Source organism: Paenibacillus sp. An7, assembly GCF_009870785.1.
GTDB lineage: Bacteria > Bacillota > Bacilli > Paenibacillales > Paenibacillaceae > Paenibacillus.
Genome location: NZ_WTWX01000002.1, coordinates 244,001 through 258,224, shown reverse-complemented (window position 1 = coordinate 258,224; position 14,224 = coordinate 244,001). Strand labels below are relative to the sequence as shown.

At 41.0% G+C, this 14,224-nt stretch carries 15 protein-coding genes, 1 tRNA gene and 2 riboswitches; of the genes, 10 read left to right on the top strand and 6 right to left on the bottom strand.

All coding sequences use genetic code 11. The features are described 5' to 3' along the window. The first annotated feature begins 12 nt into the window (after positions 1–12). From urtC to urtE, 3 genes are read left to right on the top strand one after another with little or no spacing between them, the layout of a single operon-like run. Complete coding sequence (urtC, locus tag GQY27_RS04220; protein WP_160032275.1) at positions 13–1,113, top strand: urea ABC transporter permease subunit UrtC; 1,101 nt, start codon at positions 13–15, stop codon at positions 1,111–1,113. Continuing rightward, entirely contained in the window at positions 1,067–1,885 is an 819-nt protein-coding gene (gene urtD / locus GQY27_RS04215) for an urea ABC transporter ATP-binding protein UrtD (protein ID WP_160032274.1), read from the top strand. The genes urtC and urtD overlap by 47 nt, the downstream gene beginning before the upstream one ends. Next, positions 1,863–2,558 carry an urea ABC transporter ATP-binding subunit UrtE gene (urtE, locus tag GQY27_RS04210; RefSeq protein ID WP_160032273.1) on the top strand — a complete coding sequence of 232 codons (696 nt, stop codon included), beginning with the start codon at positions 1,863–1,865 and terminating at the stop codon, positions 2,556–2,558. The genes urtD and urtE overlap by 23 nt, the downstream gene beginning before the upstream one ends. Before the next feature lie 84 nt (positions 2,559–2,642). Here urtE and GQY27_RS04205 read toward each other — a convergent pair whose 3' ends face one another. Then, complete coding sequence (locus GQY27_RS04205; RefSeq protein WP_160032272.1) at positions 2,643–3,266, bottom strand: hypothetical protein; 624 nt, start codon at positions 3,264–3,266, stop codon at positions 2,643–2,645. A gap of 225 nt (positions 3,267–3,491) precedes the next feature. Then, complete coding sequence (locus GQY27_RS04200; protein ID WP_160032271.1) at positions 3,492–4,211, bottom strand: urease accessory protein UreF; 720 nt, start codon at positions 4,209–4,211, stop codon at positions 3,492–3,494. 341 nt (positions 4,212–4,552) lie between these two features. On the opposite strand from GQY27_RS04200, the gene GQY27_RS04195 reads away from it, so the two are divergent. After that, positions 4,553–4,635, top strand: a tRNA-Leu gene (locus tag GQY27_RS04195). A gap of 50 nt (positions 4,636–4,685) precedes the next feature. On the opposite strand, the gene GQY27_RS04190 is transcribed toward GQY27_RS04195, so the two are convergent. Further along, on the bottom strand, positions 4,686–5,177 hold the full coding sequence (locus tag GQY27_RS04190; protein ID WP_160032270.1) for a glutathione peroxidase: 492 nt from the start codon (positions 5,175–5,177) through the stop codon (positions 4,686–4,688). Between the two features lie 365 nt (positions 5,178–5,542). Continuing rightward, positions 5,543–5,763, top strand: a riboswitch (cyclic di-AMP (ydaO/yuaA leader). A 92-nt stretch (positions 5,764–5,855) separates the two neighbouring features. Then, a riboswitch (cyclic di-AMP (ydaO/yuaA leader) is annotated at positions 5,856–6,026 on the top strand. A 145-nt stretch (positions 6,027–6,171) separates the two neighbouring features. Here GQY27_RS04190 and GQY27_RS04185 point away from each other — a divergent pair. Then, positions 6,172–6,585, top strand: coding sequence for a hypothetical protein (locus GQY27_RS04185; RefSeq protein ID WP_160032269.1), 414 nt, complete (start codon positions 6,172–6,174; stop codon positions 6,583–6,585). Between the two features lie 203 nt (positions 6,586–6,788). Further along, positions 6,789–7,460, top strand: coding sequence for an HAD family hydrolase (locus GQY27_RS04180; protein ID WP_160032268.1), 672 nt, complete (start codon positions 6,789–6,791; stop codon positions 7,458–7,460). Positions 7,461–7,603: 143 nt separating this feature from the next. On the opposite strand, the gene GQY27_RS04175 is transcribed toward GQY27_RS04180, so the two are convergent. Then, positions 7,604–8,302 (bottom strand): Crp/Fnr family transcriptional regulator, encoded by a 699-nt coding sequence (locus tag GQY27_RS04175; protein WP_160032267.1) that lies wholly within the window; start codon positions 8,300–8,302, stop codon positions 7,604–7,606. Positions 8,303–8,519: 217 nt separating this feature from the next. On the opposite strand from GQY27_RS04175, the gene GQY27_RS04170 reads away from it, so the two are divergent. After that, positions 8,520–9,707, top strand: coding sequence for a NupC/NupG family nucleoside CNT transporter (locus tag GQY27_RS04170; protein WP_160032266.1), 1,188 nt, complete (start codon positions 8,520–8,522; stop codon positions 9,705–9,707). A gap of 155 nt (positions 9,708–9,862) precedes the next feature. On the opposite strand, the gene GQY27_RS04165 is transcribed toward GQY27_RS04170, so the two are convergent. Continuing rightward, the gene (locus GQY27_RS04165; protein ID WP_160032504.1) at positions 9,863–11,170 is read right to left on the bottom strand and encodes an Nramp family divalent metal transporter; all 1,308 of its coding nucleotides are present in this window, start codon (positions 11,168–11,170) and stop codon (positions 9,863–9,865) included. A 328-nt stretch (positions 11,171–11,498) separates the two neighbouring features. Further along, positions 11,499–12,413: a serine hydrolase domain-containing protein gene (locus tag GQY27_RS04160; RefSeq protein WP_160032265.1), complete on the bottom strand. Its 915-nt coding sequence runs from the start codon at positions 12,411–12,413 to the stop codon at positions 11,499–11,501. 308 nt (positions 12,414–12,721) lie between these two features. Here GQY27_RS04160 and GQY27_RS04155 point away from each other — a divergent pair, with 308 nt between their 5' ends. From GQY27_RS04155 to GQY27_RS04145, 3 genes are all read left to right on the top strand, one after another. Beyond that, positions 12,722–13,141 carry an organic hydroperoxide resistance protein gene (locus GQY27_RS04155; protein ID WP_160032264.1) on the top strand — a complete coding sequence of 140 codons (420 nt, stop codon included), beginning with the start codon at positions 12,722–12,724 and terminating at the stop codon, positions 13,139–13,141. Positions 13,142–13,336: 195 nt separating this feature from the next. Continuing rightward, on the top strand, positions 13,337–13,642 hold the full coding sequence (locus tag GQY27_RS04150; RefSeq protein WP_160032263.1) for a hypothetical protein: 306 nt from the start codon (positions 13,337–13,339) through the stop codon (positions 13,640–13,642). A gap of 98 nt (positions 13,643–13,740) precedes the next feature. After that, entirely contained in the window at positions 13,741–14,178 is a 438-nt protein-coding gene (locus GQY27_RS04145) for a thiol-disulfide oxidoreductase DCC family protein (RefSeq protein ID WP_160032262.1), read from the top strand. The last annotated feature ends 46 nt before the right edge of the window (positions 14,179–14,224 follow it).

The window sequence follows — 14,224 nt, the reverse complement described above, 5'->3', positions numbered from 1 at the left end:
GGGGGGCTAAGGATGCCGTTTATAAATAGATTGGGAACCCGGGGGCAGCGAATTGCCTGGGGGGTAGTGCTGATTTTGATGAGTCTGGCACCGCTCGTATCTACGGAATTTCGGTTAAGTTTACTTGCAAAATTTCTTGCTTTAGCGATTCTTGCCATTGGCCTGGATCTGATCTGGGGTTATGGGGGAGTGCTGAGTCTAGGACATGGAGTGTTTTTTGGGCTTGGCGCTTACGCCATGGCGATGTATCTAAAATTACAAGCTAGCGGGTCGGCACTGCCTGATTTCATGGTATGGAATAGTGTGACGGAACTTCCGTGGTTTTGGGCAATCTTTCGATCTTTCCCTGCTGCGTTTTTACTTGGAATCTTATTGCCGGGGTTGCTTGCTTTTTTGCTTGGACTGTTCACCTTTCGAAACCGGATTACCGGTGTATATTTCACTATATTAACGCAGGCGCTAGTCATGATCATGGTAACGCTGTTTGTAGGGAAACAGGAATGGACAGGAGGAACCAATGGGTTAACCGGATACCATCACATTTTTGGGATGGAGCTTCATCGGCCATCAACGACCATTATCCTTTATTATGTAACGCTTCTGATTCTAGTCTTGTCTTATGTGCTCTGCAAAAGAGTTGTGCGCAGCAGGTTTGGTCAAGTGCTCGAAGCTGCCAGAGATGGCGAGAACAGAGTTCGATTTCTCGGATATGATCCTGCGTGGTACAAAACAATGGCGTTTACCTTGTCTGGTGCGCTTGCCGGACTTGCGGGGATGCTGTTTGTCCTTCAGGTTGGTATTATCTCTCCTTCGATGATGGGGATTGTCCCCTCCATTGAAATGGTGTTATGGGTTGCGCTTGGGGGCCGGGGAACCCTGGTTGGAGCTATGATCGGGGCTGTAGTGCTGAACGCTGCAAAAACAGGAATTAGCGAAGCGTATCCAGAGGGATGGCTTTTTGTTATGGGGGGTCTATTTGTAGCTATCGTATTGTTCATGCCTAAAGGTCTTGTTGGTGTATATCACAGTATAACTGGTATGTGGGTCCGAAAAGGAGGTGTGCCAGATGGTAAGTCCGTTCGTAAACGTAAGCATAAGCAAGCAACATCCTAATGAGAAAATCGTGCTCGCGGTTCAAGATATTACGGTTTCTTTCTCTGGATTTGTAGCGGTGCGTAATATGAATTTATCCTTAAAACAGCGAGAACTTCATTTCTTAATCGGTCCAAATGGAGCAGGGAAAACAACGATGCTTGATGTGATCTGCGGAAAAACCAAACCTGTATCAGGTCAGGTTCTGCTTCCAGATGGAACAGATCTTATTTCTAAGAAAGAACATCAGGTTGCAAGACTTGGTATTGGCCGTAAGTTTCAAGCGCCTTCTGTATTTGGCGGGCTGACTGTACGTGAGAATTTAGAGATTGCACAGAATCCTAACAAAAATGTGTTTTCCGCACTGCGTAAACGGCGAGGGGATTGTCTGACGAATGAAATGAAAGAAGTGGTAGAACAGATTAGCCTAGGACATCGTTTGAATCTTATGGCGGGTTCTTTGTCCCATGGAGAAAAGCAGTGGCTTGAGATTGGAATGCTTTTACTTCAAAACCCTGAAGTGTTGTTGCTGGATGAGCCTGTTGCAGGAATGACAGATGAAGAGACAAACAAGACGGGGGTGCTGTTAACTGAGATTGCGAAAGAGCGATCGGTAGTTGTGGTAGAGCATGATATGGAATTTGTTAGACAGTATGCGCAGAAAGTCACTGTGATGCATGAAGGAACACTGCTTACCGAAGGGACGATGCAGGAGGTTCAGCAGAATCCAGTAGTTGCTGAAGTGTATTTGGGCAAAAGGAGGAAGGAAGATGTTGCTGCTGAAGGGGGTTGAGTCAGGGTACGGGGAGAGTATGGTGCTTCGTCAGGTGCATCTTGATATTAGACCTGGCCAGGTTGTTTGTTTAATGGGCCGAAATGGGGTAGGGAAATCAACATTGCTGCGAACACTAATGGGTATATTAAAGGTTCGTAGTGGTAGTATTCATTGGGATGGAAAAGAAGTGACAAAGTGGGATTCGGCCAAACGTGCTCGGGTTGGAATTGGCTATGTCCCTCAGGGAAGAGATGTCTTTCCGCAGATGAGTGTCAGAGAAAATCTGCTGCTTGGACTTGAAACGGCTCCTAAGGGAGCAAAAGTGATTCCAATAGATGTGCTCGAAATGTTCCCTGTGCTGAAGACGATGATGAATAGACAGGGCGGCGATCTGAGTGGGGGTCAACAGCAGCAACTTGCCTTCGCCAGAGCGCTTGCTGCAAAGCCGCGATTATTATTGCTTGATGAACCGACAGAAGGGATTCAGCCATCCATTGTAGATGACATTCGCGATGTTATTATTCAGATTAAGAATCAGGGGGACACAGCCATTTTGCTTGTGGAACAAAGCGAAGAATTCGTTCGCGGTGTGGCAGATTATATCTATGTAATGGATAAAGGCGCTATTGCCATGCAGGGGAAACCGGAAGAACTTGAACTTGCGAGCTTCGAACATTATCTGACGGTTTAACGAAGAGTCGCCTAAGTAAGTGCTGAATCCATGCTTCTCTAAGCAGCTCTCCTATGTTCGGATGAACAAAGGAGAGCTGTTTATTCAGGCTTCGTCTAGAAAATGAGAATACTGAGGGTACACTCTTCTTATGCAATCAGGACAAATATCGTGTGTAAACTCGGCGTGTGTATTTCTTTCTACAAAACTCTCAACAGGATTCCATTCATCCTCTTCGTCTCGAATTCGTTTACATACAGCGCATATGGGCAACATGCCCCGAAGAGTTTTGATCTGGGAAGAAGCGTGGTTAAGATGGGTTTTCAGTGTTTTAAAGGGCGTGATGTCAACATAAGAAATGGCGAGACCGACAAAATCGGGCTGAAGAGAAGTTTTGTAGGGGGAAGCTTCTAACTGAAACCATGTATACCCTTGATCTGTAAGCGTGCTTATTTCGCAGGCGTAACTAGGTGTATGTCGTTCTAATACTTTCTGCAGATGAAGAATAATGAGCTGTATATTGTGTAAGCAGGTTCCTGGAATTTCATTAAGGATCCTGTAATAATTCATCTTTAAATAGCTCTCTGCAGGATAGGGGAGCAGCCCAGAAATTTTGGTGAGCCATGTTTGATTGTATGAAGAAATGAGTCCTTCTTCATTAATTATTACAGTCGCAGAACGAAATTGATTGTAGGAATCTTCGAGTGTAAGCGGGTTTGCTTCAGACAATGGCCGTCTCTCCCTATTAAATATTTCGTTCTTGAAAAAAGAATAAAGAAGGAGCTGTCCTCTTTGTATTAGTATAAAAGTATAGCTATATTATATACGTTGTTACGTCATCTAACAATGATGAATAACTTACATACGTCTTTCTTTTCCGACAATGTCGTCGATTAATGATGAAAAACACGCCGGAATAGATTATCGGCGTGTTTTAGGGAAGGGAGGGGCTGTTTAATACGAGGAGAGTCTTGATGGGGCTCTGGATGCCTTAGTTCCTTCTTCAGGAAAAGGAAAGTTAGGAAGAAAAGGTTGTATGGTGAAACGAGAGGGGTGAAATACAGAGGTGTCAGACAAATCTAATTTGTTCCATTCTTGATCTAAATGTTCTCCTAATGTTTTGTGTAATTGTTCAAGTTCATTTGGTTTTATAAAAAGGAGTTGTCTTGCGTGAAGGAAGCACACATTCTTGGCAGCGTGAAGATAGCTGGATACGGCGTTTATGAGGGGAACGCCAATTTCGTAATTAATCCAAGCATGTACGACAGGTAAAGAGATGACAGCGCCGTATTGTTCAGCGGCTTTTTCAAGTGGAGAAAAGTCCATCCATGGATGTAATGCTTTGGATAACTTGATAAGTCGTTTTCCCGTTGTTCTTGATGCATTCGGTTGTTCTGCAGGGGAGTGCTGACCATGTAGCGTCTTATCGATAAGAGCAATTCTTTGGTAGTCTTGATTAGCAGCAGCGGTGTATGTTCCTTTGATGGCCATACCTTCGATTCTGATGAGATTAGGGTAAAGTTCATGGCGCATGAATGTCTCTAGATCCTGCGAAGTACGGATCATTCCTGTCTCAATCTTTGATTTGAGTCCAAAGGAGTGTGAAAACCCTCCTACCTGAAGTGAGGAATCAAGCAATTTTACGTAATCGAGCAGCTTATTTCCTCGGTTCATTCCGTTCGCCTCCCTGTGGATTATGGTGATGATGGAATTTGATAAAAAGGAGAGATTGATTATTATGTTATATATGCGTTATGTTTTTGAGAATTCCGTTGTATTTGATACCTATTTTGACATATAAAAACCAATAAAGTCAATAAAAACATCTTTTTTATTATTATATGTTATGTAAATTAACGTAAATTTAACGTAAAGGGAGTGTTTAATTCCTTGTTTTATGTTTTTGTTATGTAAAAAAAGAAAATTAAAAATTTTTTTGGTTTTTGTCTTTACATGATATAGGTTTATGTGTATAATATATTTTGTTGGCACGAAAACGTTGCTGAACAAGATGCGCGGTCGTGGTGGAATGGCAGACACGCTATCTTGAGGGGGTAGTGGGTGTATACCCGTGGAGGTTCGAGTCCTCTCGACCGCATCAGACAAAAGAGACCTTGAAGTTATAACTTCAAGGTCTCTTTTTTTTGCTTATATCCCTTGGCGTGATAAGAGCTTTGCGATATCAGCTTCAATTTTGTCCGGGGTCGTCTGTGGACTGTATCTTTTTACAATGTGGCCTTCTTGATCCACAAGAAATTTAGTGAAGTTCCATTTGATTGCTTTCGATCCTAGAATGCCAGGTGCCTTGGTCGTTAGATATTTGAAGAGGGGATGAGCATCTTCTCCGTTTACATTTACTTTCTCAAACATAGGGAAACTGACGCCGTAATTCATCTGGCAAAATTCAGCGATATCATCACTTGTCCCTGGTTCTTGATTCGCGAATTGATTACTTGGAAAACCGAGTATTTCGAAAGACTGTTGATTAAATTTATCATAAAGTTCTTGCAGCCCTTTGAACTGCGGTGATAATCCGCATTTGCTGGCGGTATTCACAATGAGCATCACTTTATCTTTATAAGCTGACATATGAAGTTCTTGTCCTTTTAGGGTATTAACATGGTAATCATAAATGGACATTGATTAACCCACCGCCTCATCTTTTTCTTCTTATTATAAGAGATTAGATAAGCTGTTTACAATATTTTCTACAATTAAATTTTAAACAATTAATAAAGGGAGTTAACGAATGTAAGACAAAGCATTGCCTTGTCTTCTTAAGATTTAAACAAAATGTGTGTAATGCTGAGCTACATAGAGATTAGAGGATATGAGAGCCTTATTGTTTTGTTTTTTGATCGAATTCAGAGGGATATGATTTAATATTGACTGAATTGAGCTCTAGAATACCTTTACACCGCTCTGCTTCGGGTGTATGATTCATATCGTAAATCTTGAGTACAAAGAAAGACGAGTTACATTTTATAAAACAATAGAAATTCTCATTACTATGCTTGCTGAATTTTCGTCTTGATCTATTCAAACGAAAAACGGGGGAACCAATGATAGCAGGGCTGCTTGGATCGGTGCAAAAGCTGGTTCTAGGAACTTTGCTGGGGTGAATCTTTATTCGTCGAATGACAGTTTCATTCGGGTGTATAAGGAAGGGCGACTCTCATCGTCCGAATCCGACAGCTAACCTCGTAAGCTAATAACTTGAGAGAGGAATGATGAATCTTGTGATCGTTTATCGACCGCAGGGGCGCTAACCCTCTGTGGTTTTTTATTGTTTTCTACGCTGAATTTTTAGATTCATCTATTTATTTTTGGGTGGATCTTTGACAAAAACGGGGGAACCAAACGGGAATGAACATTCGGAAGATTGTTTATTCCAAGGGGTGAATTTCCGGGTCGTCAGGCCGGGAATAGGGCAACTCTCTCTTGTCCGAATCCGGCAGCTAACCTCGTAAGCGTATATTGGGAGAGGCAGCAGAACCGTGAGCACCTGAGAGGATAATCGGGAATTTTCGTGATTCCTTATCTTCCTATTTGGGTGGGAGAGCGCCGGCATGCCTTCATGATGTAAATGGTGTTCTTTTTTTGTTGTCTTTTCAATCATAGGGAGGCTTACACAATGAATAATGAAATCATTCTGGTTACTGCACCTAATGAAGCAGCTCGAAATTTTATTCGATTACTTATGTACAAAAAGTTGTCCTTTGCGGTTCTCACGAATAGCGAACAGGAAGAAAAAAAGGTTAGAAAGCTTGGAGTGCAGCATGTTATCCGTATGGATACTGCGTTTGCTCATAAATGGGCATTGCCCGATGCCACAGTAGGACGGGTATTCTTGTTTGAGAACAGCATGAATTTAACCTGTCGCTTTCTGCAAATATGCAGACCATGGACACAAAAACCAATAACGATCATCACTCAACAGAATCATCCTCGCGGTGTATACCGGGGGATGGGGGCGAATCATATCGTTTTCACCATCAAGGGTGAAGTCGGGTTCTTGTTGAACGAAGAACGAGCTGCTGTTAATTAGAATGTTTTTCGCCCTGAAATGATAAATAATAGAATTTGTTTTACATCTATTGATGTAGCAGGGCAGGTATCCTTGCTATGATTGCGGAACAAATCTTGCATTGCTATAATGGTCAAATAAGATACACGTAGTGTGAGACTCATGATCATCATGGGTCTTTTTTATATGGAAGATCATTGTAACTTGAAAGGTTGAGACAAGAGATGGGAATGTGGTCTGACGTAAAGTGGCTTTTTTTTGATGTAGGGGACACACTTGTCGATGAATGGATACCGGTGGAGCATATTATGAATCAGTTTGTTGAGCGTGCTGCAGATCGAGGTTATTCCATTACGATTCAGGATGTGAGGGAGAAGTTTATTGAAAGCTACTCTAATTTTATTGACTCTCCCATGCAGTATGCGATCTCCCAGTTGATTGAGAAGGAAGAGGACCGGGCATATATTCGGCCTAGGCTGAAATTCCGTAAAGAACTGGAGACTCCTTACCCAGAAGCTAAAAAAATACTTGCTCAGCTTGGAGAACATTACCGGATTGGGATTATTGCGAACCAGAGTCCCGGTACGGCTGAACGGCTTCATCAATATGGTTTTAGTTCTTATGTTGATGTTATCGCTTGTTCTGCAGAGCAAGGACTAGCTAAACCGGACGTTAGACTGTATGAATATGCTTTGCAAAAAGCAGGATGTGCTCCTTCGGAAGCAATTATGATTGGGGATCGGATTGACAATGATATTGTTCCTGCTAAATTACTCGGGATGAAAACCATCCGTATTTTACAAGGGTATGGAAGATATCAACCCTCTAAAGGCGCAGATGATGTGCCGGATTGTACGATATCCGGTTTAGATGAATTAATAGGACTGCTCCTATAACGCTGAATTGGGAAAAAGGATCAGAAAAATAATTTACCTAGCAGAACGGACCCCGAATAGTAGACATTGTAAAAAGGCGAATCCTATCTCGGGGTTTCACCTATCAAAAAATTTCATTTACGAGGTTTTCATCTTACTACCGCTTATTCATAAATATTGTCTTTTGCTAAATTACGAAGTTTATTAATGTTTTTGATATGTATGGTACCATCAATTCTTTCAATAATTTGTTGATCACATAATTTCTGAATCACTCGGTTTAAATGTCTGTAACTTGTACCAATAGTATCCGCTATTTCAATTAGGCTTGAATTCTTCATTTCCTCTCGAAATAAATTCCCTTTGCTATCCGTAGAAATAGATAATAAATAGCTGGCAAACCTCACTTCTACAGGATAAAGAACAAGGAATGTAGTGAAATTGGTCTTTGTCCTAAACTTTTGTGCAATAGACTTGAGTAATAGTAGCAGAAAGCTTGGATTATCTCCGATTATATCTTTCAGATTTTTGTACGAAATACGTAAAGCGATACATTCTGTGCTGGCCTCCACTGAATTCATGGCTGCCTCTTCATTCGCAAATTCGATATCCCCCAGCATTGCAGGATTTTTTTGAAATCGTATGATTAATCTTTTGTCTTCGGCAGTTATTGTGTATACTTTCACTTTCCCCTCTACTAGAAAAAACATCTCCTTCAGAGGCTCGCCTGCGGAGATCATATTTTCTCCTTTTGCAAAACTGCATAATTGTATCTTGTTTAGATCTTCTATAGAAAAGAATTCATGCAGGTTAATTTTTTGCAGATATGAATAAATTAATGGTTGATTATCAGTTATACGCATCTTTCTTCTTCCTCTAATTTTATTTTGTGTTGTTTATTATTCTGCCCTGAACTTCAAAGTTAAAAACTGCGAGACAATAATATAATAGAAATTTTTATGTGTAGGACATATGTCCTTGAGTTCAATAGGGAAAGTAAGTAGTATACATACGGCGAGAAGAAATGGCAGGTTTTTTCTTAGACTTCTCCCATGAAATTTAACAGAAAGAGGGATAGTTTTGTTTGGGGTTTTACTTGGTATCGTTGCAATTGTTCTATTATTAGGTGTTTCTTACTTGCTTTCTAACGACAAAAGAAACATCAACTTTAGAGCTATTATTATTATGCTGGGGATTCAATTTATTCTCACTTGGCTACTTCTCAAAACAACGATGGGTCTGAAGGTAGTCGATACCATTTCAACGGGTTTCAATAAATTATTAGAGTATGGGATGGAAGGTGTTGACTTCGTTGTGGGTGGCTGGATCCCAGAGGGACAATCGCCTTTCTTTGTTAGTGTCTTGCTTATCCTCGTCTTCACTTCAGCGTTCCTATCATTATTAACGCATTTAAAAATCCTTCCGTATATTATTAAATTTGTTGGCGGATTATTATCAAAGGTGACAGGATTGCCTCAAATCGAGAGTTTTAATGCGATTAACTCTATATTTTTTGGACAAGCAGATGCAATTCTTGCGATTAAAGCTCATATAAAAAGTTTAAATAAAAATCGCTTGTTTATCATTTCTACTTCTGCAATGGCGAGTGTTTCAGCCGCTCTTATTGCTTCTTATATGACCATGCTTCCATCAAAGTTTGTTTTGATTGCAGTCGTATTAAATGTATTCAGTGCGTTGATTGTAGCTTCTATAGTAGCACCTGTGAAGGTTTCAAAAGAGGAAGAAGAAATTGATATAAATGAAATGATTCATACAAAAAATGTCTTCGAAGCTATTGGAAGCGGAGCTATGGACGGTGGAAAGGTAGCTCTAATTGTAAGTGTCATGTTGATCGCTTACTTAGGGATACTTGCACTTGTCAATGGAATCTTTGATAGTATATTTGGAATGGATTTAACGACTATGGTTGGATATGTTTTTGCACCAATCGCTTACCTAATGGGTATTCCGGGTAATGAGATGATTACGGCTGGTTCCGTAATGGGGACAAAGTTAATTGCTAATGAATTCGCTGCGATTATGCAGTTCCAACCATTGATGGCAGATCTTTCAGAAAAAACAGTATCTATTCTTTCAACGTTCCTCATTTCCTTTGCTTCGATTGGTTCTATTGGTATTGTAGGCGGTGCTGTACAAGCTATTGATGGTGCAAAGGGGAAAGAAGTGGGTGCCTTTGGATTGAAAATGTTACTTGTGGCAACAATGGCTTCCATTCTATCCGCTACAGTCGTTGGATTGTTTTTATAATTCGCTGGATTGTTCTTTCTTCTGAAAAAAGAAAGTCGTGGAATTTTGTTGAACTGAGCCCCGAAGGGTAGACTTAGAAAGAGTCGACTCATTCGGGGTCTTTTTTATGGGGGTTAGTTCGTAACTTCGTAACTAAGTTGCAGACTTCATTTATATTAGAAAAGGGTTAATGCGAGCAGACATATATTTAAGATGACAATGATTCCTGCAATGGTCCAAGATAAGATGCTCAGCCATTTTTTGTTGACGAATTCGCCCATCATTTTTTTACTGCTTGTAAACATGACAAGCGGAATGACAGCAAAGGGAAGTTGCAACGATAAAATGACTTGACTCAGAATCAGCAGATCGGTGGTACCTTTCTCACCTGCAATCGCCGTAACAATGACAGCAGGGATAATGGCAATCAGCCGGGTCGCAAGTCGTCTTAGCCATGCAGGCAATCTGATATTTAGGAAACCTTCCATTACAATCTGACCGGACAGTGTACCGGTAAGTGTTGAGTTTTGTCCTGAAGCGAGCAGTGCAATTCCGAATAAAATACTGGCCGCCGTCGTTCCAAGAAGCGGGGTAAGCAGATGGTACGCATCTGTTATATCTGCTACATCAAACATGCCTGCTTGGTGAAACGCTGCTGCAGAGACCACGAGGATTGCGCCATTGATAAACATGGCAATTGTTAGGGCGATCGTTGAGTCAATCGTCGTATATTGGATCGCTTCTTTTTTGGCTTTGACCGTATTTTCAATCTTGCGTGACTTCACGATAGAAGAATGGAGATATAGATTGTGCGGCATAACGGTTGCGCCAAGAATACCAATGGCTATATAGAGCATTTCAGGATTACGCAGTACTTCGGTATCGGGAACGAGACCTTGCATGATACCGAAACGGCTGGGATGCGCCATAAACAAATCAATTCCAAAACAAATCGCAATGGTACCCATTAAGACGATGACGATACTTTCTAAAGTCCGAACTCCTCTATTTTGAAGGAGCAGAATTAGAAGAACATCGACTGCTGTAATCATAACCCCATACAGAATGGGGATACCAAACAACAAATTTAGTGCAATGGCTGAACCTATGACTTCTGCGAGATCTGTAGCGGCAATGGCTAGTTCTGCGAGAACCCAGAGTACAGCAACAACGGCGGGGTTGAAACGTTCACGGCATGCCTCGGCAAGGTCTTTACCTGTAACAAGTCCTAGCTTGCCTGAGAGCGTCTGAAGTACAACGGCCATGAGATTAGACAGGACGATGACAAACAGCAGGCGATACCCGAACTGAGATCCACCGGCGATATCTGTTGCCCAGTTCCCTGGGTCCATATAACCAACCGCAACAAGGAAGCCGGGACCGGTAAAAGCGAGCAGCTTACGAAACCAGGATGCGTCTGCCGGCACCGTAAGAGAACCTGTATAACCTCCACCTTGAGATTCTCCTCCCGATAAAGAATACATTGAATTTTGTTTTTGTTTTTTAGAAAAACTCATAAGATGTCACCTGTTTCTATGGAAAATGAAAATTGTGAATGAAAGTCTGTTTTTTCAGAAAATATGTCTTGTGTTTACAAAATATATTGTACTACCACAAATTTATTTGTCTAGTGCAACATTTGTGCGTGAGTGAAATAAATAAAAAACGCGGGATGTGTTCATTTATACATATAAACTAAAATCAATTTCATAACTCATTAAAACGATAAATTTGTAACGGTACATAGATAAATAGAAGAGTTTTGACCTATATTCGTCATGATTAAAGCGAAGAATGGTATTCAGGTAAATTTCATCCTAATTGTGGATACAATTCAGACCACATGACATCCATAATACCTTGAATATTATTTTCCTCGCTATTGATTGCAATCACGGCTTCTTTATCAGGTATGATGACAAGCAGCTGACCGAATGCCCCATCTGCACGGTATGCCCCGTGAGTACACATCCAGAACTGACAGCCGTATCCGACTCCCCAGTCTCCTTCAGCAGGAGTATTTATATGTTTCCTTGTAGCATAGTTGATCCAAGACTCAGGGATTAATTGTTCACCATTCCATATTCCCTTGTTCAATAACAGCTGACCGAACCGTGCCAATTCTTCATTGCTGATTCTAAGTCCAGTACAACCAAGTGTAACGCCAAGCGGTGAACTGTCCCACTTCGCGTCATATATCCCGAGTGGAGTAAATAGCCGGGGAACCAAATAATCCCGAACCGTTTCACCCACTGCGGCTTGCACAAGAGCAGATATCATAAAAGTATCTCCGCTGCTGTATGTAAATTGTTCTCCCGGTGCACGGTCCAAAGGTAAAGAGAGATAGTGCTTTGCCCAGTCTTTTTCTAGGAGGGTATTGCGCTCATTAGCCCATAATGGAGGGTTATCATGTCCTGTTGACATCGTCAGCAGTTCATATAATGTAATTTCTCCAGGGGAAGGGATATTGGGGTACATAGAGTTATGAGTCGTAGAGTAAGAGAAGAATTCACTGAGTTTTGTTTGGAGTGACAGTTTTCCTTCTTCTAGTGCAAGACCCGCCGCCATACAGGTAAAAGATTTACTGACCGAATGCTGCAAACGGCGTTCATCTTTTGTTAAATCCCAGACCCCAGCAGGCTTTCCGCCTTGTAGAATTCGTACAGAGCAGACATGCAACTTGTTTTTTTTCGCTGGTTGGACAAATCCCGTTAGATCAATCGTCATGACAACCTTCCTTTCCTGACTATTTAGGTCAAGGGAGTATCAGTAACTTATTTCATGAGACGGAACATTTCAGGTTACAGGGTTCCTGCTGTGAAAATATGGTATTACAGCTGTATTCATAAGTCAATATTAGGATATTAAACCAAAAATAATAATAAAAAGTACTTAATTTTATTCAAGTTGTTTTATTTTCTGTGAGAAGTTTAAAAAATAAATATGCACGAACATCACATCCTAACATAACAAGGTAGGAAATAAGATGTTTATAACACTAAATACTAAATTTACTAGGATAAGGAGCGATTAAGATGGAAGCATTGTATACAGCAAGCGCAACCGTACGCGGAGGAAGAGACGGATCTTTTGAAACATCAGATGGTGTACTTCGCCACGACTTATCAACTCCAAAAGAATTGGGCGGTGCAGGTGGTAACGCTACAAACCCAGAACAACTTTTTGCAGCAGGTTATGGTGCATGTTACGAAAGCGCACTGAGCAATATTGCTCGTAAAGAAGGCGTAAAAATAAGTGATGTAGAAATCACAAGTAATGTCATGATCGGGAAGGATCCGAAAGATGACGGGTTCCAACTTGCCGTTCGTCTCGATGTGAAGATCCCAGGTGTAGACCGTGCGCAGGCAGAAGATTTGGCTAAGAAAGCACACGATTTCTGTCCTTATTCCAAAGCTACACGTGGTAACATCCCGGTTGAACTTAACGTCCTTTAAGTGAATTAATAAAAATCATGTTTTAATAGACAATCTCTCGCGAGATATAAAAGAGACCTTGGTGGGCACACCAAGGTCTTCTCTTTTGTAACTGACTTTACGATTCATTCGAATATTGTTTCCATACAGGGGTATATTGATTTGACATCAGGGTTAAAATTCTTTAATATGACTAAGTACTAATATGTACGTGGCATGAATAAATTTGAAATCACAGGTGATTACATGTCTTATAGACCCCAGATTGTTGATTTAACAACTGCTAGCCGCAATGAAGAAGCGGGACTTTACGAATTTACAATGAAGCTTAAAGATGGAACGCTTTGTCGTGCATTTTATTCCAACAAGCCGGAATGGCACATGACTAGCATCAGCCGTCTTCAAAAGACTCCATGCCCGATTTGTCGTAAGGATTTCATCTGTAAATGCATGGAAAAATTTGCGGGTGATATTCATGAGCAAATCATGAATGACCAATTGATCGAACAAGCTATCAAGTAGGGATAGTTTGTTATGATGAGCGTCCGTGAGATCACGGCGCTTTTTTTCTATATTCATATAGTCTAAGCAGTGGTTGAACTAAGCTAAGGGGTGAAATCATGAAGAATGAATCTCACTTTGATATGAAACCATATATGAATCTTAATATCGTGCTTATTGACGGGGTTTGTCACTTATGTCAAGGACTCACGAAATGGATTATTAAGCGGGATGGCAAGGGAAATTTTCATTTTGCTTCACTTCAATCGGAGATCGGCCAGAAGTTGCTTAAACATGGTGGAATACCTCTTCATTCTATGGATACGTTTGTATTTATTGAACAAGGAGAGTATTACACTCGCTCTACCGGCGCACTGCATATTGCGAAAAAGCTGGGGTTCCCTTATCATCTTGCTTCTGTCTTCTTGATAATTCCGGCTGCAGTTCGGGACCGGGTATATAATGTGGTTGCCCGTAATCGTTACCGCTGGTTTGGCAAAGATGAAGATGATGCTTGTATGTTACCAACTCCCGAGATCCGCAAACGATTTTTATAAATAGGGTTTTATAAATAGGATAATAAATAAAATAAGGCAGCCAGTA

What these genes read in the sequence shown, in the direction of transcription:
- urtC (WP_160032275.1), top strand. Translation starts at nt 13, where the DNA reads ATGCCGTTTATAAATAGATTGGGAACCCGGGGGCAGCGAATTGCCTGG.
- urtD (WP_160032274.1), top strand. Translation starts at nt 1,067, where the DNA reads ATGGTAAGTCCGTTCGTAAACGTAAGCATAAGCAAGCAACATCCTAAT.
- urtE (WP_160032273.1), top strand. Translation starts at nt 1,863, where the DNA reads ATGTTGCTGCTGAAGGGGGTTGAGTCAGGGTACGGGGAGAGTATGGTG.
- GQY27_RS04200 (WP_160032271.1), bottom strand. Translation starts at nt 4,211, where the DNA reads ATGAACCGAGGAAATAAGCTGCTCGATTACGTAAAATTGCTTGATTCC.
- GQY27_RS04190 (WP_160032270.1), bottom strand. Translation starts at nt 5,177, where the DNA reads ATGTCCATTTATGATTACCATGTTAATACCCTAAAAGGACAAGAACTT.
- GQY27_RS04185 (WP_160032269.1), top strand. Translation starts at nt 6,172, where the DNA reads ATGAATAATGAAATCATTCTGGTTACTGCACCTAATGAAGCAGCTCGA.
- GQY27_RS04180 (WP_160032268.1), top strand. Translation starts at nt 6,789, where the DNA reads ATGGGAATGTGGTCTGACGTAAAGTGGCTTTTTTTTGATGTAGGGGAC.
- GQY27_RS04175 (WP_160032267.1), bottom strand. Translation starts at nt 8,302, where the DNA reads ATGCGTATAACTGATAATCAACCATTAATTTATTCATATCTGCAAAAA.
- GQY27_RS04165 (WP_160032504.1), bottom strand. Translation starts at nt 11,170, where the DNA reads ATGTATTCTTTATCGGGAGGAGAATCTCAAGGTGGAGGTTATACAGGT.
- GQY27_RS04160 (WP_160032265.1), bottom strand. Translation starts at nt 12,413, where the DNA reads ATGACGATTGATCTAACGGGATTTGTCCAACCAGCGAAAAAAAACAAG.
- GQY27_RS04155 (WP_160032264.1), top strand. Translation starts at nt 12,722, where the DNA reads ATGGAAGCATTGTATACAGCAAGCGCAACCGTACGCGGAGGAAGAGAC.
- GQY27_RS04150 (WP_160032263.1), top strand. Translation starts at nt 13,337, where the DNA reads ATGAATAAATTTGAAATCACAGGTGATTACATGTCTTATAGACCCCAG.
- GQY27_RS04145 (WP_160032262.1), top strand. Translation starts at nt 13,741, where the DNA reads ATGAAGAATGAATCTCACTTTGATATGAAACCATATATGAATCTTAAT.